This window comes from Prosthecobacter algae (genome assembly GCF_039542385.1).
Lineage (GTDB): Bacteria > Verrucomicrobiota > Verrucomicrobiia > Verrucomicrobiales > Verrucomicrobiaceae > Prosthecobacter > Prosthecobacter algae.
The window spans coordinates 142,974-166,567 of record NZ_BAABIA010000011.1 but is presented as its reverse complement, the minus strand read 5'-3'; the positions used below and the strand labels follow the sequence as shown (position 1 = coordinate 166,567).

The following is a 23,594-nucleotide window of genomic DNA, read 5'->3' as shown; positions in this document are numbered from 1 at the left end:
CCCACCGTCGGTTGCCTTCCTTGGCATATTTTGAGCAAGGTCCCGCCCATTTTGATTCTGGCGTGTGACCAAGATCAAAAAAAGCCATCTTGGCGTAAGATATTGTTAGCTTTCCCGTAATTCCATAACCATGACTTTAGTACGTCTCCATGTCACATTAGGTTTTATTGCCCTTCATGGCAGCCTCTTTGGCGCCAATACGGGCCGGGTGATGTTCAATCAGGACATTCGCCCCATTCTGGCAGACGCCTGTTTCCATTGTCATGGTCCTGATCCGGGCACTCGCAAAGCCGGGCTTCGTCTCGACACCGAGGCCGGTTTTTTCACCGCCAAGGAAGGCGAATCACCCACCGTTCTCAAAGGTAAACCCGAAGACAGCCCGCTCTATCAGCGCCTGCTATCCAAGGATGAGGACGAGATCATGCCCCCGCCGGAATCTCACAAGGAGTTGAAGCCGGAGCAGATTGCCAAGATTAAGGCCTGGATCGAAGAAGGTGCGCCCTGGCAGCCCCATTGGTCGCTCATTAAGCCTGAACGTGCTCCGCAGCCGGAAGTCAAAAACACGGCCTGGGCAAAGACTCCTGTGGACCGCTTTGTCCTCGCCAAGCTGGAGAACCTGGGACTCAAGCCTGCGCCCGAAGCGGAGGCCCATGCGCTCATCCGTCGCGTCACCCTGGACCTCACCGGCCTTCCACCTGCCCCAGCACTGGTGGAGCGATACCTGAAAAAGGTGGAAGGCAATCGTCTGTCCGATGTCGCCTACAATGAACTGGTGGATGAGCTTCTAAAATCCCCCCATTATGGCGAGCATCGTGCCCGCTACTGGCTGGATGCCGCCCGTTATGGCGACACTCACGGACTGCATTTCGACAAGCCCCGGGAAATGTGGCCCTACCGCGACTGGGTGGTGAAGGCCTTTAATGGCAACCAGCCTTTCGATCAGTTTACCGTCGAACAGATCGCTGGTGACCTCCTGCCAAAACCGACGGAGAGCCAGCTCATCGCCACAGGCTTTCAGCGCTGCAACATCACCACCAATGAAGGCGGCACGATCGATGAAGAAAACCTCGCCAACTATGCCTCCGACCGCGTGCAGACGCTCGGCTGGGTTTACATGGGCCTAACAACGAATTGTTCTCAGTGCCACGATCATAAGTTCGATCCCATCTCTCAGCGCGATTATTACTCCCTCGCCGCCTTCTTCCGCAATACCACGCAGAAGCCCAAGGACGGCAATGTGAAGGATGGCAATGGCCCCATCTTGGTGCTGCCCGAAGAAAAAGACCGTCCACGCTGGCAGGCACTGCCCGCAGAGATCGCCACGATCAAGACCAAGCTGAATGAGAATCGCAAGCTGGCCACAGGCGAGTTTGACCAGTGGCTGACCTCCGCCAAGCCGGAGGACCTGGACAAGGATGTGCCTGCCAAAGGCATGGTCGCCCACGTGCCGCTAAACGAAGGCGTGGGTAGCGAAGTGATCGGCACCTGCGGAGCCACGAAGAAATTCAAGGCCACAGGTGAAGTCTCCTGGAAGCCCGATGGAAAGATCGGCCCTGCGCCTGTGATGAAGACCAACGGCACCTTTGAAATCGGTGACGTCGGCAATTTTGAAAAGGATCAGGGCTTCAGCTACGGTGCCTGGGTGCGTGCCGGTAAAGTCGGCATGAGCGGCGGCATCCTGGCCCGCATGGATGAAAAGGGCGGCTATCGCGGTTGGGATCTTTATCAGAATGATCGCACCTATTCCGTCCACATCGTCAATACTTGGCCGGACGATGCGCTGAAGGTCAGCACCAAGAAACCCAGCATCCGCCCTGGCGTCTGGCAGCATGTGTTTGTGACCTATGATGGCAAAGGCAAGGCCCAGGGAGTGAAGATGTACATTGATGGCGTGGCCCAGGAACTGAAGATCGACAACAACGACCTGAAGGGCAGCATCAAGACAACCACGCCCACACGCATCGGCCAGCGCAGCCATGTGCAGGTCTTCCATGAAGGCTCTGTGCAGGATGTGCGTATCTATGACCGCCTTCTTTCTGCCACTGAAATCCAGACCATCTCCAAGGTTGGTCCCCTGCGTCTGATGCTCGCCTCGGCCAAACGTGGACCGAAGCAGAAAGAGGCCCTTTTTGAGCACTACCTCGTCACTCGCCATGCGGGCTATCAGTCGGCCAACCAAACATCGGTCAAACTGGAGGCCGAACTCGCCGCCATCAAGGCCCGCAGCCCGCTGACCCACATTCAGGAAGAGAAAATGGATACGCAACCAATGGCCAACATCCTCATGCGCGGTCAATATGACCAAGTGGGTGAGGCCGTCGATGCCGCCGTGCCAGTGGCCCTGGGCAAGCTGAAGCCGGAGGCCCCCAAGAACCGTCTCGGCCTGGCTCGCTGGCTTGTCAGTGAAGAAAACACGCTCACGGCCCGAGTCACGGTGAACCGCATGTGGCAGGAGCTGTTCGGCCGTGGCATCGTCGTCACCAGCGAGGACTTTGGCATCATGGGCAGCGCCCCCACTCACCCAGAATTGCTAGACTGGTTGGCGGTGGAGTTCCGCGAAAGCGGCTGGGATGTGAAGCGCTTTTACAAGATGCTGGTCACCTCTGCCGCCTACCGACAGGCCACAATCATCACACCGGAGAAAATCGAAAAAGACCGCGACAATGCCTTTCTCAGCCGTGGCCCTCGTTTCCGTATGGATGCGGAAATGATCCGTGACTACGCCCTTGCGGCCAGCAGCTCCCTCTCCCCTAAAATGGGTGGCCCCGGCACGCTTCCTTACCAGCCGGAAAACGTCTGGGAAGTGGTCGGCATGGGGACCGAAAAATACGTTCAAGACAAAGGTGAGAACCTCTATCGCCGCACGCTTTACAACTTCTGGAAACGTATGGCCCCTCCGGCCAACATGGATGTTTTTAATGCTCCAAGCCGCGAAGTGAGCTGCGTCCGTCGCGACCGCACCAATACGCCCCTACAGGCCCTTGTGGTCATGAACGACCCTCAGTTCATCGAGGCCTCCCGCAACCTCGCCCAGCAGGCGATTAAAACTGGTGGAGATGATGCCCAAAAGCTGGCCACCATTTCCCAGCGCCTGCTTTGCCGTCCTCTCCGTCCGCAGGAATCTGCCATCCTACAGGCCAGCCTGAAAGACCTTCGCGACCACTATCAGGCAACACCTGAGGATGCCCAGGCCCTCATCGTCGTCGGTGAAACCAAACCCGACGAAAAACTCGCCCCGGCTGAACTCGCCGCCTGGACCATGGTCTCCAGCCAGGTCATGAACCTGGACGAAGTGCTGAACAAGTAATCCCCCAATTTTCCGATTATGAGCCTTCTCAACGAATGGAACACCTTTGAAACACGCCGCCAGTTTTTCTCACGAGGGAAAAATGCGCTGGGCGCAGCCGCACTATCCTCTTTGTTAGGCGAGGCCATGAGCGGCCAGGTCCAGGCAGGGCAGGGGAGTGTGGCCCCGCATTGGGCACCGAAGGCTAAGCGGGTCATCTACCTGCACATGGTCGGTGGTCCTTCGCAGATGGATCTGTTCGATTACAAGCCGGGCATGAAGGACTGGTATGACAAGGACCTGCCAGCGAGCATTCGCAATGGCCAGCGTCTCACCACGATGACCAGTGGGCAGGCGCGTTTCCCGATTGCACCTTCGAAGTTCAACTTCGCCCAGTACGGCAAGTGCGGCATGTGGATGAACTCCGACCTGCTGCCCCACCTCTCCAAGAATGCCGATGACATCTGCTGGATGCGTTCCATGCACACGGAGGCCATCAACCACGAGCCTGCCATCTGCGCCATGCAGACAGGCAACCAGATCACCGGGCGGCCTTGCCTGGGTTCCTGGGCTTCTTATGGCCTGGGCTCAGTGAACTCCAATCTGCCCAATTTTGTGGTCCTTATTGCCACGCCAACGAACCGCGAGCAGGAGCAGGCGATCTCATCCCGCCTTTGGTCCAGCGGTTATCTTCCTGGTGAACACGCAGGTGTTTCCTTCCGTAGCAAGGGAGATCCCATCCTCTTCATCAATAACCCTCCTGGTGTGCCTAGCAGTGTGCGCAAACGCACCATCGAAGGATTGAATGCGCTCAATGAACTGAATTACCAGCAAGTGGGCGATCCCGAAACGCACACCCGAATTCAGCAATACGAAATGGCCTTCCGCATGCAGGCCAGCGTGCCTGAGCTGACTGACCTTTCCAAGGAACCCGATCACATTTTCAAGATGTATGGAGACGAGGCGAAGAAGCCTGGCACCTTTGCCAACAGCGTGCTCATGGCCCGCCGCCTTGCGGAGCGAGGCGTCCGCTTCACTCAGATTTACCTGAACAACTGGGACCATCATAGCAACGTGGGCGGGCGCATGCCCAGCCAGTGCAAAGACATTGACCAGCCCTGCCACGCCCTCATCGAGGACCTCAAGCAGCGCGGCATGTTTGAGGATACCCTCATCATCTGGGGCGGGGAATTCGGCCGCACCATTTACAGTCAGGGCGGCCTGACCAAGGAGAACTATGGGCGGGATCACCACCCGCGCTGCTTCACCATGTGGATGGCTGGCGGTGGCGCCAAAGGTGGCGCGATCTATGGCGAGACCGATGAATTTAGCTATAACATCGTCAAGGACCCGCTGCACATCCGTGACTTCCATGCCACGGTGCTGCACTTGCTCGGTTACAACAGTGATCGCTTCACCTACAAGTTCCAGGGGCTGGATCAGAAGCTGACCGGCGTCGAAGCTGCGAAAGTCGTCAAGGCGCTGATCGCCTGACGCATCATCCGGGATGAATTGGCAGGCTTTTTCCGCATGTTGAAGAGCCTGCAACATCTGTGCCTGAGGTTCGTTTTCAGCCGCATCTATGATGCGGATACTCCTTTTTGGTTTGTTTGGACTGGCTGCGCCCATGCTGCCTGCGGCAGGACCGAACTTTGTCTGGATCGTGGCCGATGACATGTCGCCAGACATCGCTGCTTACGGAGCCGCAGGGGTTAAGACACCTAACCTAGACAGGCTGGCCAGGGAAGGCCGCCGCTACACCCACGCCTATGCCAGCGCACCTGTGTGCAGTTCCTCGCGTTCGGCCTTCATCCTCGGTACCTACCAGACCACCACCGGCCTGCATGCGCATGATGTGGAGAATCCCCAACCCTTGCCCGCACCCTATCAGCACCTGCCCGGCCTCTTGCGCCAGGCAGGCTGGTTTGTCACCAATGCCGTAGCACCCGGTGGCAGCAAGCCGAAGGCAAAGGCCAAGACACACTACAACTTTGCCCATGATCCCGCGGAGATGTTCGATGGGACGGACTGGACCCAACGTCAGCCTGGGCAGCCCTTTTTTGCCCAGTTCCAGATCTCAGAACCGCATCGCCCATTCCCCATCCCGGAGAGCTACGATGAGGAGGCTCTGCGCAAGATTCAGCTTCCGCCGAATTACCCGGACCATCCGCTGACACGCCGGGACTGGTACGCTTATCTGCGCAGTGTGGAGGTCGTGGACCGTCGGGTAGGAGCCATCCTGGATCAGCTTGAAAACGCAGGGGTCATGGAAGACACCATCATCATGTTCTTTGCCGATCATGGCCGCCCCATGCCCTGGGGAAAGCAGTGGCTGAGCATCGAAGGTTTGCAGGTCCCTTTGCTGATCCGTGGTCCTCAAATTCCTGCTGGTGGGGTGGAAGAGCGTTTAGTGAGTCTCATTGATCTGGCTCCTACCATGCTGGCCCAGGCTGGCCAACCTATCCCAGGGTGGATGCAAGGCCGTCCACTGCTGGATGACAGTTTTCCTGATCGCGTTCAGATCTTCGCCGCCCGTGACCGCTGTGGAGATGCGGAGGATCGCATCCGCGCCGTCATCACCGCGAATCATCTCCTGATCCAAAACTTCCATCCAGAGCTTCCGCGATTGAACTGGTCCAGCTACAAAGAGGCCGGCTATCCTGGCATGGCTTTGATTCGGGAACTGGCCAAAAAGGGCAGCCTCTCCCCGTTGCAGGCGCGTTACGTCCAGCCTCAGCGTGAACCTTTGGAACTCTACAATCTGGAGGCCGACCCCACGGGCCTCATCAATGTGGCCGCCGATCCCCAGCAAGCCCACCAGATAAAAGTCCTCCAGTCGGAACTGGATTCCTGGATCCGATCAACAGGCGACCGCGGAGCCTTGCCTGCCGCGGCTACCGAGCCTTCTTTGCCAGAAATCCAGCGCGACAAAAAGCAGGATTACCTCCGCACCTGGAGCAAGCGCGGTTTCAAAAACGAACCTTCGGATGCCCAGCGTCTGGCCTGGTGGATGCATCAGTATGGCCTCCATGAAACCACCCCGGTGAACTGAAACGAGGCCAGGACTCGACAAGGCGGCGCATCCTCGCTAGCGTCAGTGATGCGGCTCATCTCAGGCAGTGCCGGGGGCATCCCCCTGGACGTCCCCAAAAACGTCACTCGTCCCACTCAGGACCGGGTGAAGCAGGCCATTTTTAACATGCTGGGAGAGTTGGTGGATGGTGCCCGCGTGCTGGATGTGTTTGCCGGTTCCGGCGCACTGGGCCTGGAATGCCTCAGCCGTGGGGCCGCCAGTGCCCTGCTTATTGAACAAGACCGTGCCGCCTGTGAGGTCATCCGTAAAAACATCACCAAAACCCGCCTCGAAGGGGCCTCGGTACGCCAGGGGGATGTCTTCAAAATTTTGCCCCAAATGGCGGGCACCACGACCTTCGATCTCGTCTTTGCAGATCCGCCCTATGCCAACAAGCCCGGGGAGGAAGATCTCAGCCTGAAGCTGGCCCTTTTGCCAGAACTCCAGGCCCTCATGGCCCCAGGTGGCAGCCTCATTCTGGAATGCCGAGTCACGAAGGCGGCCCCCATTGAATGGGGACCGTGGGAGATGGTGCGGGATCGGGAATATGGCAGCACCCGCATTCTCTGGTTGAGAAAGCGGTAGCGTCTGCGCCGGGCGATGGCATGGAATTGCCCGCCCTTTTCACGTCAGCGCCATCCTGGCCGCCTCTTCTGCATGTCCAAGACTCTCAGCCTCTGCCTTTACAATTTGCTGCTGCCCGCAGGCGTGCTCGCCATGCTTCCTGGGGCCATCCGCAAGATGCGCCAGCGCGGTGGGCACTGGCGGGATCTGGTGCAAAGGCTCGGCTTCTTTTCGCAGGAGCAAAGACAGGCTCTCGCGGCCCTGCCTGCTGGCAAGGATCGGCTTTGGATCCACGCCGTCAGCGTCGGCGAAGTGGGCATCGCCACGAAACTCATCGCCCTGCTGCGAAGTGAACGTTCGCACACCGGAATCGTGCTCACCACCACCACTCCTACCGGGCATGCCCTTGCCGCTGAGTTTGCCGCTCGGCACCCAGGCCGAGTCGTGGTGCTCTACTCCCCTTTGGATCTGCCCGGTGTGGGAGCCCGTTTTTTGGAGGAGCTGGCTCCTTCGCAACTGGTGCTGGTGGAGGCCGAGGTGTGGCCCAATCTGGTCGCTTCGGCCATTCGCAGGCACATTCCGGTTTCTTTGGTCAATGCACGTTTATCGCCGCGTTCGGAACGCCGCTATCATCAGCTCGGTTTCTTCATCCGGCCTGTGTTTGCCATGCTGCATCAAGTGCTGGTGCAGGAGCCTGAGGATGTGCAACGCTGGACTCGCCTAGGCCTCACAGCCGATCGTGTCCACCATACAGGCAGCATCAAGTTTGATCCGCAAGGTGCCGCCCCAGATCCTGCCCAGGTGCAGGCCCTGCGCGCAGTTTTGGACAAGGCCGGCATTCAGTCGCAACAGCCCATCCTCCTCCTGGCCAGCACGCACCCAGGTGAGGAAGTGCTGCTGGCAGAGATGACCCAGCGTCTGCGTCAAAAACATCCCCCACTGGCCTTGCTCATTGTGCCCCGGCATGTCGAGCGCACAGCGACCCTGCTCGAAGAACTCGGCAGCCTGGGGCTCCGTCCACAGCGCCGCAGCGCCGTTCAGTCACCCTCGCCAGACCTGCTCATTGATACCACCGGAGAACTGCGGGCCTGGCAGTCATTGGCCACCGTCGTGGTCGTGGGCAAAAGTTTCCTGGCGACAGGAGGGCAGAATCCTGCGGAAGCCGTCATGGCCCGCAAGCCAGTGCTGTTCGGCCCCCACATGGAAAACTTCCACGCGCTCATTGAGCTGCTGCTGGCGAGAAAAGGAGCCGTTCAAGTGGCCGACGTGGCAACGTTGGAACAGCAGTTGGATGCGCTGCTGCGTGATCCGGCGCAATGCCAGGTGCTCGGCGACAATGGTCATGCGGCTCTGGCCAGGCACGAAGGTGCGACGGCCAAGACACTGGCGCTCTTGTAGCAGGTCTTACGCAATTGCTGCGGACGGAGCAGGCACCCCGGCATCGGTCTCTTTTTTCTTCCGGCGAAACATCAGGCTCAGCTTTTCCATGTAGATGTAAAAGACCGGCGTGATGTAAAGCGTCAACAACTGGGAGAGTAGGAGCCCGCCCACCACGGCGAGACCTAACGGGCGACGTGCTTCAGCGCCCGCGCCCCAGCCCAGGGCAATCGGCAGCGCGCCCATGATGGCCGCAAAGGTGGTCATCATGATCGGGCGAAAGCGTACCAAGCAGGCCTCATAGATGGCCTCCGCAGGGGTCTTGCCATCATGGCGCTCCGCCTCCAGGGCGAAGTCGATCATCATGATGGCGTTCTTTTTCACGATGCCGATGAGCATCAGCACCCCAACAAAACCGTACAAGTTCAGTTCATAACCAAAGAGCCACAATGTGAGCAGGGCACCCACTCCGGCCGATGGCAAACCCGAGAGAATGGTCAGCGGATGAATGAAGCTTTCATACAGAATGCCCAGTACCAGATAGATGACGATCACGGCCGTGACCAGCAGGAGGCCGAGCCCGTTCAGAGAGGCCTGGAAAGCCTGGGCTTCCCCTTGGAAGGCAGTGCTGATGCCTGCCGGGAGCTGCTGATCCACGGCACGCTCAATCGCATCCACAGCCTGCCCGATGGAGATCCCGGGCTTGGTGGCAAAGCTCACCGTCACGCTGGGGAGCTGCCCCGAGTGGGTGACCGTCAGCGGGCCTACAGTGCGGGTGATCTTGGCCACGCTTCCCAGGGGAACCAGTTCCCCGGTGCTGCTGCGCAGGTAAAGCTGCGCCAGGGATTCCATGTCCGACCTGTACTTGGGGTCCACTTCCAGGATGACATAATATTGGTTAGTCGGCGTGTAGATGGAGGACACCTGGCGTGACCCGTAGGCATTGTAGAGCGCATTTTCCACCTGGGTGGCGGTCAGCCCCAGGGAGGAGGCCTTGTTGCGGTTCACCTCCACAAACACCTGCGGGCTAGTGATCAGCAGATCGCTTGTCACATCCGCCAGCTCAGGCAGCGCGGCCATGGTCGCCTCCACTTTGGGGGCCACCTCGAAGAGCTGTTTGATGTCCACCCCAATGAGCGTAAACTGGTAGGGGCTCTTGGTGCTACGGCCGCCGATCCGGATGGTGGCAGGCACCTGGGGAAAGGCCCGGATGCCAGGAATGGCCGCCAATTGAGGGCGCAACTGATCCACAATCGCCTGGGCATGGGGACGCTCACTGCGCGGTTTCAGGCTGACAAACATGCGCCCGCTATTCGCGGTGGAACTCGGGCCGCTGGCCCCCACGCTGGAACTGAAGGCGGCGATGTGCGGATTCTTGGCCAGCACGGCAGCCACCGCCTGCTGATGGCGCACCATCGTTTCAAAGGAAGCATCCTGAGCACCTTCAGTGACGACCTGGATCTGCCCCGTGTCTTCTGTGGGGATGAAGCCTTTCGGCAGGTGCATGAACAGCCAGGCCGTCCCGATCACCGTGCCCAGCGTCACCAGCATCATGCTGAATCGATGCCTCAGGGTGAACTTCAGCGTCACATCATACAAGTGCAGCAGCCCGTCAAAAAAACGCTCGGTCATCCGATAAAACCACCCGTGTTTTTCTTCCTGAACATGCGGCTTCAAAAAGCGGCTGCAGAGCATCGGAGTCAGCGTCAGCGAAACAAAGCCAGAGACCAAAATCGCCACTCCAATGGTCACCGCAAATTCATTGAGCAGCCGCCCCAAGATGCCGCCCATGAACAGCACTGGCAAGAACACGGCTGCGAGTGAGAGCGTCATGGAGATGACCGTGAAGGCAATCTCCCGTGAACCTTTCAGCGCCGCATTCCACACCGTCTCACCTTTCTCAATGTGCCGGACAATGTTTTCCAGCACCACGATGGCATCATCCACAATGAAGCCGACGCTCAGCGTCAGCGCCATGAGGGAGATGTTGTTCATGCTGAATCCCAGCAGATACATGACGGCAAACGTGCCCACGATAGACAGCGGAATGGCGATGCTGGGAATGATCGTGGCCCGCAGATTGCGCAGAAACATGAAGATCACCACGACCACCAGACCAATGGTCAACACAAGGGTGAGCTGCACATCATGGACGGACTCACGGATGGCCTGCGAACGATCGATCAGCACGCTCAGTTCCATGGCCGCCGGCATTTGGGCATTCACGGAAGGGAGCAGTTTTTTGATCGCATCCACCACCGCCACGGTGTTCGTTCCCGGTTGCCGCTGCACGGCGAGCAAGATGGAACGCGAGCCATCGCCAGACCAGTTGGCGATCTGGTCCTCCTCCACGCTGTCGAGCACATTCGCCACTTGATCCAGCCGCACCGGCGCACCATCTCTGTAGGCGACGATGAGCGGGCGGAAGGCTTCGGCGGTGGAAAGCTTACCGCTCGTTTGCAACGTGAAGTTCTGCTCCTGCCCCTGCAGCACACCTGCAGGCAGGTTGCTATTGCCTGCCGCGATGGCATCCCGCACTTCGTCCAGGCTGATGCCGCGTGAGGTCAGCTTCAGAGGGTCCGCCTGCACCCGAACCGCATATTTTTGCGATCCGAAGACCCGCACCTGGGCCACTCCTTCCACCATGCTGATGCGCTGGCCGAGCGCTGTCTGCGCATATTCATCCACCGTGGAGATGGGCAGCGTGGCAGAGCTGAGCTGGAGAATCAGCACCGGGAAATCCGCCGGGTTCACCTTGCGGAAAGACGGCGGGCTGGGCATGTCATCCGGCAGATAGCGCTGCGCAGCGGAAATGGCCGACTGAACATCCAGCGCCGCACCATCAATGTCCCGGTCCAGATTGAACTGGATGGTGATGTTCGTGTTTCCCAGAGCACTGCTGCTGCTCATGGAATCAATGCCCGCAATCGTGGAAAACTGCTTTTCCAACGGGGTCGCCACCGAGGCCGCCATGGTTTCCGGATTGGCCCCAGGCAGAGTCGCCGTCACTGAAATGGTGGGGAAGTCCACATTCGGCAGGTCATTGACCGGCAGTTTCTGGAAAGCCAGGAGGCCAAAGGCGAGGATACCCGCCATGATCAGCGTGGTCATCACGGGCCGGTGAATGCAGCGTTCGGGCGTCATGGGATTTTGGGGGCCGTCAGGGAGATTTTGCCGCTGCCCTGCTCGTTCCCGGCAGGCAGTCCCACGGGAGGTTTGATCTCCACCCGGCTTCCGGGAACCAGCCTGAGCTGACCGTCAATAACGACGACCTCACCGACTTTGAGCCCTTCGCGAATGATGGCCTCATTGCCCACTGTACGCTCCAGGTCCACAGTCCGTAGATCCACACTGCTATCATCCTTGACGACAAAAACATACTGGCCGTTTTGCCCGGTCTGCACTGCCGTGGCAGGCACCACCAGGGCATTGGGCTGGGTGGTCAGAGTCAGGGCCACCTCGCCATACTGTCCTGGCCACAGGCTCAGGTCTTCATTGGGCATCGTCGCCTTCACCTCCAGGGTGCCGGTTGCGGGCTTGATCGCATTGTCCACAAAGGAAAGCACCCCTTGGATCTTCTGGGCCGCGCTGCCACTGGGCGTGATGGTGACCTTCAGCTCACCACGTTTCATGTAGGTCTGAATGTCTGTAAAATGCTGTTCCGGCACGGCAAAGATGACTTCGATGGGGCGCAGTTGGTTGATCACCACCAGGTCCGTTTCATCCGCCTTCACCACATTGCCCGCATCCACAGCACGGCGGCCCGCTCGGCCCGTGATCGGCGAAATCACCTGGCAGTAGCTCAGTTGCAGCTCCGCCTCTTTCACCGTGGCCGCCGCAGCTTCCTGGTTGGAGAGAGCCGCATCCGCCGTGCTTTTAAAGTTGTCCACTTCCTCACGGGAGACGCCGCCGCTCTGCGAAAGGTTGGTGTAACGGGCCGCCTGTTTTCTGGCGATTTCCGCCTGCGTCGTTGCCTGCGCCAGCCGCGCTTTGGCCTGGGCCAGTACAACTTCAAAGGGAGCCGGATCAATCTTTGCCAGAACATCCCCCTTTTTGACATCCTGCCCTTCCTGAAAAAAGACCTCAGCGATCTGCCCCGTCACCCGGGCCTTGACTGCCACCGTTGATTTGGGCCTGACGTTGCCAATGGCCTGCAGTTGCACCGGCACTTCGCGCTGTTCCACCGTTGCCACCACCACGGGTACCGTGGGGGTTCTTTTCACCCCGGCTGAGGCTTCGTCCTTGGGAGCGGGAGAACAGGCTGCAAGGCAAAAGGCCAATGCCAGCCATGCAGGGAACTGTGAATGGATTCGCATGATGTTAAAAATGATTCGTCGCCGCCGCTCCTGCTGACCTTCACCGAATGGTACGTGCCTAGAGCACAGGTTATTGGACTGCTTTGGCGAACGCTACATTCATTCCGCGCACTCTACACACCCATTGCCTGAACCGCACCACACAAGGAACGCCGCTCAATGGCCGACGCGATGCACTACATGCTTGAAGGCTTCTCCAGCGCCACCTGAGTCCATGATAAATGATACGTCTGGTGTGGATGGTATTTCCTTTATGTGGGCATGAATGAAATCTGCCTGTGTTCCATAGCTGGCCTCGCTCCACCCCAGCTTCTTCGCCCATTTTCGGTAGTCTGTGAAGTTCACATCCGCCGTGATGTCCTGCCGCCCAGGATGCAGGTAGATCTCAAATCCTTCGATCCGATGCTGGCGCAAGTAGGCCCGCAGCGTGCCCGCAGGGCGACGATAGTAGAGGGCAGGGAACTCATCGCCATAATCCACCGTCAGCATGGCCCCTGTTTTCCAGGCCGGGGCCCACGCCTCCAGCCACTGGCGCACGGAATCATGCACTTCCACCTTCTGGGTTTTAGCGCGTGAGGGCCATGCCCCCAAGGCGCTGAAGTGCCTGCGCTTATCCTTCCCCCACTCGAGCGGTTGCAGCACCTCGCGCCGCTCTGAGTTGATATACACTTCATGCCAGGCTTTTTCGTGCCATTGCAGGAGGGTCACAGGAAAGGCATCCAACACTTCATTGTGATAAATGAAAGCCGCCCCCTCGCAACTGATGAGGGCGTCCTTTAGATCTTCATGCCAAGTGACGCGCGAGCCAAGCAGGGTGCGCTGCTGCTGCCGGAGAACAGGAGACGTCTCCACGATGTGCCAATGAAACTTACGCCGCTGCCACCAGCCCAGGTTCTTTTTGACTCCGGCCATCAGCACCCCGCTGCCAGCCCCCACCTCAATGACATGCCGTACATCGGGCCGCAATCCGGCCTCCTTTTTTAACCAGCCAGTAACAGCCTGCGCAAAAACGGGAGAAAGGGTGGCCGAAGTGGAGAAATCTCCCCGTGCCCCGACGGTCTGGATCTGCCGTGCATAATAGCCTCGCTCAGGATCATACAGGGCACGCGCCATGAAATCTGAAAAGGGCTTGGGAAAAGGCATGGGCGCGAATAAATCAAATCGTCGAGATCGCTGACATGTACCTAAAACTGGGTTCCTTTATCAAGTGCAGAAGTTCCATATCTTTCTCGACAATCGGGATTTATTCCGCTTCGATTTCTCCTTAGTCTCAATGCATGAAGAATCAAAAAGGGTTTAGGGTCGCCTGTTTTATGATTGGGCTTAGCATCCTCTTGGCGATCAGTCCCTTTCTTTGGTTTTTTCTCGGTTTGTTGACCGGCTACTACACGGAGTATAAACAGGGCGTTCCCTTTGCCGACGCTCATCAGAAGGCCGTCAGGACCTTTGTCGAAGGCGGAAATTTTGGTCATTCAAGGTTTGTGCGAAGCACCCAGTGGAATGTCTGGTCCATCCAGTGGAAGGATGACCAGCATCGTCTGGAATCCATCCGATTGATTGGCCTCGTGCCAGAGAAGGGCGAACGATATTTCGAGAAGCCCTATCTGCCCAAGAAAACCTCTTTGGGGACCACGGTCCATCGGGAGTTGTCTTCCGAGGAGAAAGCGGCCATCCAGAAAATACGTTCGCAATCTCTGCCCTGGATTGAGATGCCAGCTCCCACTGATTCAGTTGAAAAGGTAAGGGTTCGAATCATCGCTCCTGTGCACGCGGACAAAAGTTGTCTTGAATGCCATGAAGTGCAGGTCGGTGCGATTCTGGGTGCCTTTGATTATCGTTTTTATTAGTTCGAAAACATCGATCATCAGAGATTTGCCCAGCAAGAGTTCCCCCTGAAGTTGCCCCCGTCGAACCTCCTGAGCAATGAGAGGTCCGCAGCAGCCATTGCCAATCATCTTTTTCTGCCCTTTCGCTGTGTCAGGATCGGCAAGGTCGCAGCTTCGAGCCATCGTTTCCTCACTTTACACCCCACGCATCCGCCGCCATCCGTAAGGTCTCGTTATGAACCGCCAAGAAAATCTTGAAATCTTCTTCCGCGACGGCAAGACCGTCATTCTCCCGATTGACCACGCAGTGGCCATCCCGGTACCGGGCATGGAGAATCCTTTCGCCTTGATTGATTCCGTCAGCCCCTACGTGGACGGCTATGTGATGAACCTCGGTGTGGCCATGCGTGCCGCAGATTCCATGGCTGGCAAGGGCATCTGCCTGCGCACCGACGTGTACAACACGCGCATCACGGGCGATGGAGCCGGCAGCATCAATGTTTATGGCGTGGAAGAAGCCGAGGCCGTGGGGGCCAATGCGGTGATGAACATGCTGTATCCCAACTCCATCAGTGAGCGGATCAACTTTCAGGAGTGTGCCGACATCATCCGCAGCAGCATGGACCTGGACATTCCCGTCATCCTTGAAGCCCTGCCTTACGGCCTGGGCCAGAACGACAAGTACACGCTGGAAAACGTCGCCTTTGCTGCACGTCTGGCCGCCGAACTGGGCGCCGATGTGGTCAAGGTTCCGTATCCGATCGATTGCAAACCGGGCGATTTCCGCAAGGTGGTGGACCAAGTGTGGATCCCGGTCATCATCCTGGGTGGCGCATCCCTCAACGACGATGCCGCTCTGCTGAAAATGACGGAAGACGCCATGGAAGCAGGTGCCTCAGGCATCGCCATTGGTCGCAATGTGTGGCAGCACCAGAATCCGGCAGCCATCGCCCGCAGCCTTTCGGCTGTGGTTCATGAGGATGTCTCGGCACTGGAAGCCCTGGCACTTCTGAAAGAACCCCTCCGCTAAACGAGTTTGGCTCATCCCCTGCCATGATGAAAACGCCTGCCCTCCTCGCCTCATCTCTGCTGTTGCTTTCCCAAGCCTGCGGTGCCGACCTGAAGACCTTCACTTTCACTTCCGATGAATGGACGGAAGGTGATCCTCCCAAGGAAGTTTTCGTGGTGGATGGCACCATCAAAATCGCAGCCAAGGATGGCAACAAGGCCGTCATGGTTTCCCCCGACAATCTCGTGGATGCCAGTGCCCAGTTTGCTGTCTCGGCGGCAGGCGATTCCGTTATCAAGGCCAAGGTCTTTGCCAGCAAGAAAGGACGCAGCAATCCGCGCTTCGGCGTGGCTGTTCATGGCATGAGCGGTTACAGGCTCATTGTCAATGCTCCGAAGAAGACCTTGGAACTGGTGAAGAGCGATGAAACCCTAGCCAGCATCCCCTTCACCTTTACTACCGATGCGTGGCTGTGGATGAAGCTGGAAGTGCGCAAAACCGGAGATGAATGGACCATCACCGGCAAGACCTGGGCGGCCGATGCAGCAGAGCCTGTGGAAGCCCAGATCAAGCACACGGACAAGGGCCTGAAAGGGCAGGGGAAAGCCAGTGTCTGGGCCACCCCGTATTCGCAAACCCCCATCTACTTTGATGACATCGAAGTGGGGATCGAAGCGGCTCCGGAAACAAAGTGAAATATTCTTCAAAAGAAGATCATTTTCTACTTGCCAAAGGGTCGTCATCATTTAGTATCTCCGTCCACTCACGAGGCTTCTGGAGCGGTAGCTCAATTGGTTAGAGCGCCAGCCTGTCACGTTGGAGGTTGCGGGTTCAAGTCCCGTCCGTTCCGCCAGTGAGTTTGTTAAAAGACCCGTTCAGAAATGAACGGGTTTTTTGTTGTCTAAAAGGTTACTTCCAGCGCCCCTTTTAGAGTTCCCGTCATGCAATGCGGATACGGCCTTGAATAAGATCAGGCCTGACGTTTGCCAAGGCCACGTGAAGCCCTGAGCAGGCAGCCCTTTGAGCACCGGCTTTCATCCATAAACAGCACCGCCAAACGATTGCGCAGGCAGCGCTCGAAAAATAGATCAATATTTGTTAGGCCGCCAGAAAGAAGCCACGCAGGACCATGCTGCCCACCTTCGTCATTCCTCCACGGGCTGGGCCTTGGGCGCAGCACGGAAGGCTGTGCTCACCAGCAGGGATGAAATTCCAGGCTTCCATTGGTAACCAACCCCAAAGGGAAGATCGCCTGAGGCTCCAGCTCTGAAAGCTGCATCCAGGTCGGTTTGAAAGTGCTGTTTGAAAAGCTCGATAGGGCCAGGATAGTTGCCATAAAGGCTGACCATCCATTGGTCTCCGGCAAAGTATTTCAGGGGAATGCCACTGTCGTCTTCGATGATGTGTCGAGTGTTGGTGAGAAGAAAGTCCCGCACGTCGCTAAATTCAGGCATGTGCATGAGATAGGAAGCCGCTTTGACGAAGCCATTTCCTTGGCCTTGCTTCCGGCAGAAGGCCATGAAAGCAGGATTGCTTTTGATGCCCCAGTTTGAAAGGTCGGTGGTGAAGTAATACAGTGTCTGTTCCTTCCCCGTGGTGCCGATGAAACGGATCTTCACACCGGGGGTTTTGGACTTGTCGGTGGTCAGGTCACCGGCGGCGCTGAGTTTGACCAATTCGGCACTGATGATGCGGCAGCCCGCACGTGAGAGGAAGACGTATAAAACGGGAATGGTGCCACTGAGCTGGGTCTGGTTCAGGTCATTCTTCATGTCTGCCGTGATGAAGAAGCTGAAGCTCAAAATCGCATTCAGGGCCGTGCGTAGATTCCCCAGCGCACTTGCCCTGGATTCCGGGCTCAGGGCCGCGACATCCGGCAGGGTTCCCACAGGCTCTCTCCCGCAGAGAATGTAGGTGCTGGCATTGGGGAAAAAGGCATTGGCATACAGAAAGTCCGGGCCGCTAAAGGTGTAGAACAGCGGGCTGGGATCTTCGTATATGTAGTTCAGCGTCGCTGGCATCCAGTTCCGGATCTTGGAGAGCTGACGGTCTTCCAGGTCCAGCCAGGCACGATGAAAAGAGGCGGAATGCGTTTGCCAGGATTCCTCGCGGGCCAAGGGCTCCAGTTCGGTGGCATCCACAGAAAGGCCAGCCAGGAAACGGGCCTGATGATCAGGCGGGGCCGCAGCGTGAAGCTGAAGGGCAAGGCACAACAGGCTGAGGAGGAATCTTTTCATGCGGCAGGGAAAGGGGGCAGTGCCCATACAGCATCAGCCCAGCCCACCTTGCCACAAGAAAACGCACCAGAAAATGGACCGGCCTCAGGCCTTGCCAGTCACAATGCTGTAGGCGCGGTTGACGAACTCCCAGTTCACAACCTTCCACCAAGCATCAATGTATTGCTCCCGATCTGCCTGGTACTGCTCACAGTAGCTGTGCTCCCAAAGATCCAGCGAGAGCAGCGGTTTGCCTGCCTGATGCCAGGGGATGTGGTCTTTCATCAGCGGATTGTCCTCATTGGCCGTGGTGGAGCAGACTAGGCAGCCATCCGGCCGATAAACCAGCCAGGCCCAGCCTGAGCCCTGCTGGGCCATCGCCACTTCTTTGAAGACCTGCCGGAAAGCCTTCACACTGCCAAAATCTTCCTGAATGGCCCGTGCAGCCCGCCCCTGCGGCCCGGAAGGGCCTGAATCTGGCGGACAAAGAAACCTCCAGAAAGCGGTGTGGTTGATGTGGCCACCGCCAGCACGGCGGATGGTTTGAGTCGTTTCTTTGGACAGAGGCTGGGGGGCCTGAAAGGACAGCCCCTGGCTGACCAACCTGCCCAGAGGCATCCGTGAATCCGACCTCTGCGGCTGGATCATTCTTTCCATGCCTGGCATCAGGGATACCACATTGCCCACGGTCATTGCCTCTGCTTGCAGGGCCGTTTCGAGTTCCTTCACATAAGCAGCGTGATGCCCATAATAGTGTCGACGCAACGTGCTGGCTTTCATGAACGGCTCCAATTCCTCAAAATCGAAGGCCAGCGGTTCCTGCCGCAGCGGTACGCCCAGCGGTGTCGTCACTGGAGGGGCGGCACCGATGGCTGCGCTGCCAAAGGCAGCCGCTGCTGTGGTCAGAAACCCCCGCCGTGTCATGGACGAATATTGCATTTTTCGAGATTAACTGAATTCGAAAAAAAACCGCAATAGGTAATTGGTTTATTTGTTGCAATGATTCACTTCACTCGCGCTGCATTTTGACTGGTTGGCTTTGTCAGCCTTCGGGGACAGTGCATAAAGCAATAACCCAACCAAAATGGTCGCCAGCCCTGCTAGCGATTGGAGGGGACTCTCGATTAGTAAGAAAACGAGCATCCATAAGCTGATGCCCAGAAATAGAAGCGGCGTCACTGGATAACCCCAGCAGCGCACAGGACGTGGCAGATCAGGCTGAGTCCAACGCAGGACCATGAGGCCGACGACGGTGGCGAAGGAACAAAGCTGGATGCTGAATTGCACGTACTTCAGGACAGGTTCAAAGCTGGAAGTCAGCAGCAGGGTGACAACGATGCCGATCTGAAACAGCAAGGAGACAATAGGTACACCGCCCGCCGTTTTTTTGGCAAACGGACGCAGCAGCACCAGGTCCTGTCCCATGGCCATCGTCACCCGGGGGCCCACCCAGGTCATGGCGCTGATGCTGGAAACAAGTCCCAGGCAGATCAGCCCGGACATGAGATTGCCACCGAGTTTGCCAAAGATGAAATCGGCCGCCACATGCCCCACCTGCTGTTTGCCTGCCAGTTCGCCCATGGGCGCTGCGTATAAAAACACCGCATTCAGGGCCACATAAAGCAAGGTCACCAGTCCTGTCCCCAATGCGATGGCCTTGGGCACGTTGCGTGAAGGATCACGAATTTCACCCGTGATGTAGGTGGCCGCATTCCAGCCTGCGTAGGAATACATGACGTAAACGAGGCTGACGGCAAAAGGCTTGCTGGTCATCAGCGTTCCGTCCCCTGCGGCGGGTAGGAAGCTCACAGGTTGCCCGCTGGCAAACAGGGCCCCAGCAACGATGAAGGTCAGGATGAGGGTCACTTTCCCCCAAGTCGCCAGGTTCTGAAATCTCGCGGCCACATTGATGCCAAAGAGGTGGATAATGGTCACCGCCACACTCACGCCGATGGAAAGCTGCACGGCTGAAGTCTGGGGAAATATCCCTTGGAAGTAGTTGCCAAAGGCCATCGCCGCGAGCGCGATGGGTGCCGCAAACCCTACGGTGGAGGAAAGCCACCCGGCAACGAACCCGACGGCAGGATGGAAGATACGCGACAAAAAATGATACTCACCACCGGACCTGGGCAGGGCTGCCGCCAGTTCCCCATAAGCCAGCGCCCCACAAAACGCGCAGACGCCCCCCACCGTCCAGAGCATGACAATGGCAAACCCGGAAGGAATGTCCGCCACCTGAAAACCCAGGCTGGTGAAGACCCCGGTTCCGATCATGTTGGCCACCACCACCGCCGTGGCGGTAATCAAGGAAACACCCGGACGTGAGGAGCGATCTTCATTCATAGGCCAATGGCCGCGAAGAGAACGCGGATACGCCCTGGATGCAAGCTTTCACGGCGACAGATGTCCCCCTGGCACAGGCTCAGGGTGCGATGCTGCCCGTTTGTTTGCCAGACCCGTCCCACAGCCAGACCTTGCCATCATCGCTGCCGGCAAAGACCCTTTTGGCATCGCCCGTCACGGCCACGCTGTAGAGCATACCGCTGGCGCTAGCGAGTTTGGCCTGCTTGGCCGTGTCACTGCGCTGGGCACCATCGTGCTTTTTCAATTCGGTGTAAATGCTGCCGCCGCCTTTTTCGGTCACGGCCACCAGGGCCTTGCCATCGGGGGTCCAGGCCAGCGCGGTAAAGGCCGTCTTTTTATCGCCCAACGTCACATCCTGCTCACGGCTTTTGACATCCCAGACCTTGATCTCGCGATCAGCCCCAGCCGTGGCCAGTTGGGTGGCGTCTTTGTTAAAGGCGACCGACAGCACATGATTCGTGTGGCCTTCATAGCTGGAGATCAGCTTGCCATCTGCCATATTCCATAGGCGGGCCAGCTTGTCCGCCGCAGCGCTGGCCAGGGCCTTGCCATCGGGTGAAAGCTTCAGGGCATAGATGTTGTCATCATGCGCCTTCCAGGTGGCCAGCACCTTTTTCTCCACCAGATCAATGCGGTGGATGAAACCTGCACCACCTGCCTCACCATCAGCAGCGAAAAGGGTGCGTTGATCCGCCGTCAAGGCGAGTGCCGTCAGGTTGCCGATAAAGGCGGTGGTGATCTGGCCCGTGCTTTGCTGCGTGGTAGCATCCCACAGCCGGATCTGGCGGAAGCCGCCCGTGATCAGCGTCTTGCCGTCCAGAGTCCAGACCACAGACTGCACCGCTTCATCATGACCGCTGAGACTGCCGATTCGGGGATTCTCCGGCTTCGAAAGATCATGCAAATGCACCCGCGAACCAGCCGCGATGGCCAGCCGTTTTTCATCGGGGGAGATGGCCAATGCGAGCACGGGCTGGTAGGTGGCGGGCAGGGGAGCCAGAGTCACCGGTGCAGCCTTCGGCAGTTCGTCAAAGACGGAGGCGTCCCACGGAGCTCCGGCCTTGATCCACGCATCCAAAGCTGCGATTTGAGCTTTAGAAATCTGCTTTTTCGGCGGCATGTGCGGGTCCGCCTCCGCAAGCACCAGTTGGTACAGCGGGCTCTCTTCCGCTTTGCCTGGAACCACCGAAGCGCCGTTGTCCCCGCCCAGGATCATTTTCTCCCGCGTCGTCAGCAGCAGGCCGCCTTTGGCTTTGCCTGGCTTGTGACAGCCCAGGCATTCATCCCGTAGCACACGCATGGCGATCTTCGTATCCGCCTGGGCGGACATGAGCGGACTGAGGATGAGAAAGAGAAGCTGAAACTGGCGCATGAGGGGGAGAGTCCCTCTACTACGCTGCGATCAGGCACTTTCTCCCGCACTTGATTTGCGCTCGTTCACCACGCGGTCCACGGCGTGCTTGGTCACGATGTTACCCTGCGAGTCGCGCCCCTTGATGGCCAGGGCAGCAACAGGGAACTTCAGCGACAGCGTGCGCAGATAAAGGGCCGGCTTCAGGTGAACTAACAGGTTCTGGGCATCGCTTTCCGCCTCGCTCTCATGCCGGGCGAAAAACAGCACCTTGGTGCCGGCGGTGCCTTTGGCTAGAGAGTAGGTTTTGTCACGGGTGATGCCTCCGATGCGGAAGCGCTTGGCCAGCACCGGGCCGTTTTTGCCATCGCGATAGATGAGGGTGTAAACTGCCTCCTCGTCCTTTTTGAAAAGGTTGATGTATTCGATGCTCTTGCCCACGTGGATCTTCGGCGCGATCTTCGAAACCGTCATCGTGCCCTCCTTGGTGAACCAGATGATGTCATCCAGCGGCGAGCATTTGCACAGCGGCTCGCCTTCTTTTTTCAATCCCGTTCCAGCAAAGCCTTCCTTGAGATCCAGATACAATGTTTCGTTGGCGATGATGACCTGGGCAGCAGCCACGCGGTCAAAGCTGCTGACTTCGGTGCGGCGTTCACGGCCTGGGCCATAGGTCTTTTTCAGGCGCTCAAAGTGAGCGATGGCAAAGCGAGTGAGCTGCTTCAGGTTTTTCTGCACCGAGTCGATGTCCTTCTCCAGATTGCGGATGTGTTCATCAGCCTCGAAGCTGTTGAACTTGGAGATGCGCTTGATTTTGATCTCCGTCAGACGGGCCACATCGTCATCGGTGACCTCACGCTTGAGGATGCCCAGATGTGGTTTCAGGCCCTTCCAGATGGCGGCCATCACCGCTTCCCAGGTTTCAGCTTCTTCGATCTTCCGGTAGATGCGGTTCTCGATAAAGATCTTTTCCAGGGAGCTGAAGTGCCATTTTTCTTCCAGTTCATTGAGCTGGATCTGAAGTTCCTCACCCAGGATTTTTTTGGTGTGCTCGGCACTCTCCTTGAGCAGGTCGTTCACATTCACAAAGCGCGGTTTGTCATTCTGAATGACCACCGCATTCGGTGCGATAGACACTTCGCAATCGGTGAAGGCATAGAGGGCCTGGATGGTCGTCTCCACATCCGTGCCCACGGGCAGTTGCACCATGATCTCTACAAACTCCGCCGTGTTGTCATCCACCCGGGCGATCTTGATCTTGCCCTTGTCATTGGCAGCCACGATCGAGTCCATGACGCCGCCTGTGGTCGTGCCAAAGGGGATCTCCGTAATGCGCAGTGTGTTCTTTTTCTGGCCTTCCTCGATCTTGGCGCGCACGCGGATGCGGCCACCGCGGAGGCCGCCATTGTAGTCGCTGGCATCCATGATGCCGCCCTGGATGAAATCAGGCACCAGATACACTTCTTCCCCTCGCAGTGCGGCCACGCTGGCATCGCAGAGTTCGATGAAATTGTGGGGAAGGATGCGGCAGCTCAGGCCGACAGCGATGCCTTCCACGCCCTGGGCGAGCAGCATGGGGAACTTCACCGGCAGGGTCACCGGCTCCTTATTACGGCCGTCATAGCTGGCGGCCCAGTCCGTTACCTTGGGGCTGAAGACCACATCCAGCGCAAATTTGGAAAGCCGGGCTTCGATGTATCGCGGGGCCGCCGCATTGTCGCCCGTGAGGATGTTTCCCCAGTTCCCCTGCATATCAATCAGGAGGTCCTTTTGGCCGATCTGAACCATGGCATCGCCGATGCTGGCATCGCCATGCGGGTGGTATTTCATGGTGTTGCCCACCACGTTGGCCACCTTGTTGTAGCGGCCGTCTTCCAGCTCATCCATGCTGTGCAGGATGCGCCGCTGCACCGGCTTGAAACCATCGTTGATGTGCGGCACGGCGCGCTCCAGGATCACGTAGCTGGCATAGTCCAGGAACCAGTCCCCGTAGAGATCATCCACCGGTTTGATCTCGATAGGAGCGCTGTCCGCCAAAATGGGGGAGGAGTCTTCGGTCTTGGTAGATTTCTTGGCCACGATATTAAAGGGAAAGGGATTGCAGCAGGCGCAACGGTCACATGCATGCCCCGGCGGCTTCTGTCAAAACGGGTTGCGAGAATAGACGCTCCCGCACGTCTGGCAAGCCTGGGCTCATGGATGGGCTTTCGTG

At 58.0% G+C, this 23,594-nt stretch carries 16 protein-coding genes and 1 tRNA gene; 9 read left to right on the top strand and 8 right to left on the bottom strand.

Going from position 1 to position 23,594, the window contains the following annotated elements; genetic code table 11:
- The first annotated feature begins 130 nt into the window (after positions 1 to 130).
- The 5 genes from ABEB25_RS22330 to ABEB25_RS22310 all read left to right on the top strand — a co-directional run bounded on the left by ABEB25_RS22330 (position 131) and on the right by ABEB25_RS22310 (position 8,321).
- The gene (locus ABEB25_RS22330; protein ID WP_345738666.1) at positions 131 to 3,307 is read left to right on the top strand and encodes a DUF1553 domain-containing protein; all 3,177 of its coding nucleotides are present in this window, start codon (positions 131 to 133) and stop codon (positions 3,305 to 3,307) included.
- A gap of 18 nt (positions 3,308 to 3,325) precedes the next feature.
- On the top strand, positions 3,326 to 4,780 hold the full coding sequence (locus tag ABEB25_RS22325; RefSeq protein ID WP_345738665.1) for a DUF1501 domain-containing protein: 1,455 nt from the start codon (positions 3,326 to 3,328) through the stop codon (positions 4,778 to 4,780).
- An 88-nt stretch (positions 4,781 to 4,868) separates the two neighbouring features.
- Positions 4,869 to 6,338, top strand: a complete 1,470-nt coding sequence (locus tag ABEB25_RS22320) for a sulfatase family protein (RefSeq protein WP_345738664.1) — start codon at positions 4,869 to 4,871, stop codon at positions 6,336 to 6,338.
- A gap of 48 nt (positions 6,339 to 6,386) precedes the next feature.
- Positions 6,387 to 6,944 (top strand): 16S rRNA (guanine(966)-N(2))-methyltransferase RsmD, encoded by a 558-nt coding sequence (gene rsmD / locus ABEB25_RS22315; protein ID WP_345738663.1) that lies wholly within the window; start codon positions 6,387 to 6,389, stop codon positions 6,942 to 6,944.
- 72 nt (positions 6,945 to 7,016) lie between these two features.
- Positions 7,017 to 8,321 carry a 3-deoxy-D-manno-octulosonic acid transferase gene (locus ABEB25_RS22310; RefSeq protein WP_345738662.1) on the top strand — a complete coding sequence of 435 codons (1,305 nt, stop codon included), beginning with the start codon at positions 7,017 to 7,019 and terminating at the stop codon, positions 8,319 to 8,321.
- 6 nt (positions 8,322 to 8,327) lie between these two features.
- Here ABEB25_RS22310 and ABEB25_RS22305 read toward each other — a convergent pair whose 3' ends face one another.
- From ABEB25_RS22305 to ABEB25_RS22295, 3 genes are all read right to left on the bottom strand, one after another.
- Complete coding sequence (locus tag ABEB25_RS22305; protein ID WP_345738661.1) at positions 8,328 to 11,444, bottom strand: efflux RND transporter permease subunit; 3,117 nt, start codon at positions 11,442 to 11,444, stop codon at positions 8,328 to 8,330.
- Positions 11,441 to 12,523 (bottom strand): efflux RND transporter periplasmic adaptor subunit, encoded by a 1,083-nt coding sequence (locus ABEB25_RS22300; RefSeq protein WP_345738660.1) that lies wholly within the window; start codon positions 12,521 to 12,523, stop codon positions 11,441 to 11,443. The genes ABEB25_RS22305 and ABEB25_RS22300 overlap by 4 nt, the downstream gene beginning before the upstream one ends.
- A gap of 249 nt (positions 12,524 to 12,772) precedes the next feature.
- Positions 12,773 to 13,759, bottom strand: a complete 987-nt coding sequence (locus tag ABEB25_RS22295; RefSeq protein ID WP_345738659.1) for an SAM-dependent methyltransferase — start codon at positions 13,757 to 13,759, stop codon at positions 12,773 to 12,775.
- 134 nt (positions 13,760 to 13,893) lie between these two features.
- Between ABEB25_RS22295 and ABEB25_RS22290 the strand changes: the two genes are divergently transcribed.
- From ABEB25_RS22290 to ABEB25_RS22275, 4 genes are all read left to right on the top strand, one after another.
- On the top strand, positions 13,894 to 14,463 hold the full coding sequence (locus ABEB25_RS22290; protein ID WP_345738658.1) for a hypothetical protein: 570 nt from the start codon (positions 13,894 to 13,896) through the stop codon (positions 14,461 to 14,463).
- Between the two features lie 214 nt (positions 14,464 to 14,677).
- The gene (locus ABEB25_RS22285) at positions 14,678 to 15,472 is read left to right on the top strand and encodes a class I fructose-bisphosphate aldolase (RefSeq protein WP_345738657.1); all 795 of its coding nucleotides are present in this window, start codon (positions 14,678 to 14,680) and stop codon (positions 15,470 to 15,472) included.
- A gap of 23 nt (positions 15,473 to 15,495) precedes the next feature.
- The gene (locus ABEB25_RS22280) at positions 15,496 to 16,146 is read left to right on the top strand and encodes a hypothetical protein (RefSeq protein ID WP_345738656.1); all 651 of its coding nucleotides are present in this window, start codon (positions 15,496 to 15,498) and stop codon (positions 16,144 to 16,146) included.
- Between the two features lie 81 nt (positions 16,147 to 16,227).
- Positions 16,228 to 16,304: transfer RNA gene (locus tag ABEB25_RS22275), tRNA-Asp, on the top strand.
- A 292-nt stretch (positions 16,305 to 16,596) separates the two neighbouring features.
- On the opposite strand, the gene ABEB25_RS22270 is transcribed toward ABEB25_RS22275, so the two are convergent.
- The 5 genes from ABEB25_RS22270 to ABEB25_RS22250 form a co-directional block, all read right to left on the bottom strand.
- The gene (locus ABEB25_RS22270) at positions 16,597 to 17,688 is read right to left on the bottom strand and encodes a hypothetical protein (RefSeq protein WP_345738655.1); all 1,092 of its coding nucleotides are present in this window, start codon (positions 17,686 to 17,688) and stop codon (positions 16,597 to 16,599) included.
- Positions 17,689 to 17,772: 84 nt separating this feature from the next.
- Entirely contained in the window at positions 17,773 to 18,606 is an 834-nt protein-coding gene (locus ABEB25_RS22265) for a superoxide dismutase (protein ID WP_345738654.1), read from the bottom strand.
- A gap of 48 nt (positions 18,607 to 18,654) precedes the next feature.
- Entirely contained in the window at positions 18,655 to 20,010 is a 1,356-nt protein-coding gene (locus ABEB25_RS22260) for an APC family permease (RefSeq protein WP_345738653.1), read from the bottom strand.
- A gap of 79 nt (positions 20,011 to 20,089) precedes the next feature.
- On the bottom strand, positions 20,090 to 21,403 hold the full coding sequence (locus tag ABEB25_RS22255; RefSeq protein WP_345738652.1) for a c-type cytochrome domain-containing protein: 1,314 nt from the start codon (positions 21,401 to 21,403) through the stop codon (positions 20,090 to 20,092).
- 30 nt (positions 21,404 to 21,433) lie between these two features.
- A complete protein-coding gene (locus ABEB25_RS22250; protein WP_345738651.1) occupies positions 21,434 to 23,461 on the bottom strand; it encodes a DNA gyrase/topoisomerase IV subunit A in 2,028 nt (675 codons plus the stop codon).
- Between the last annotated feature and the right edge of the window lie 133 nt (positions 23,462 to 23,594).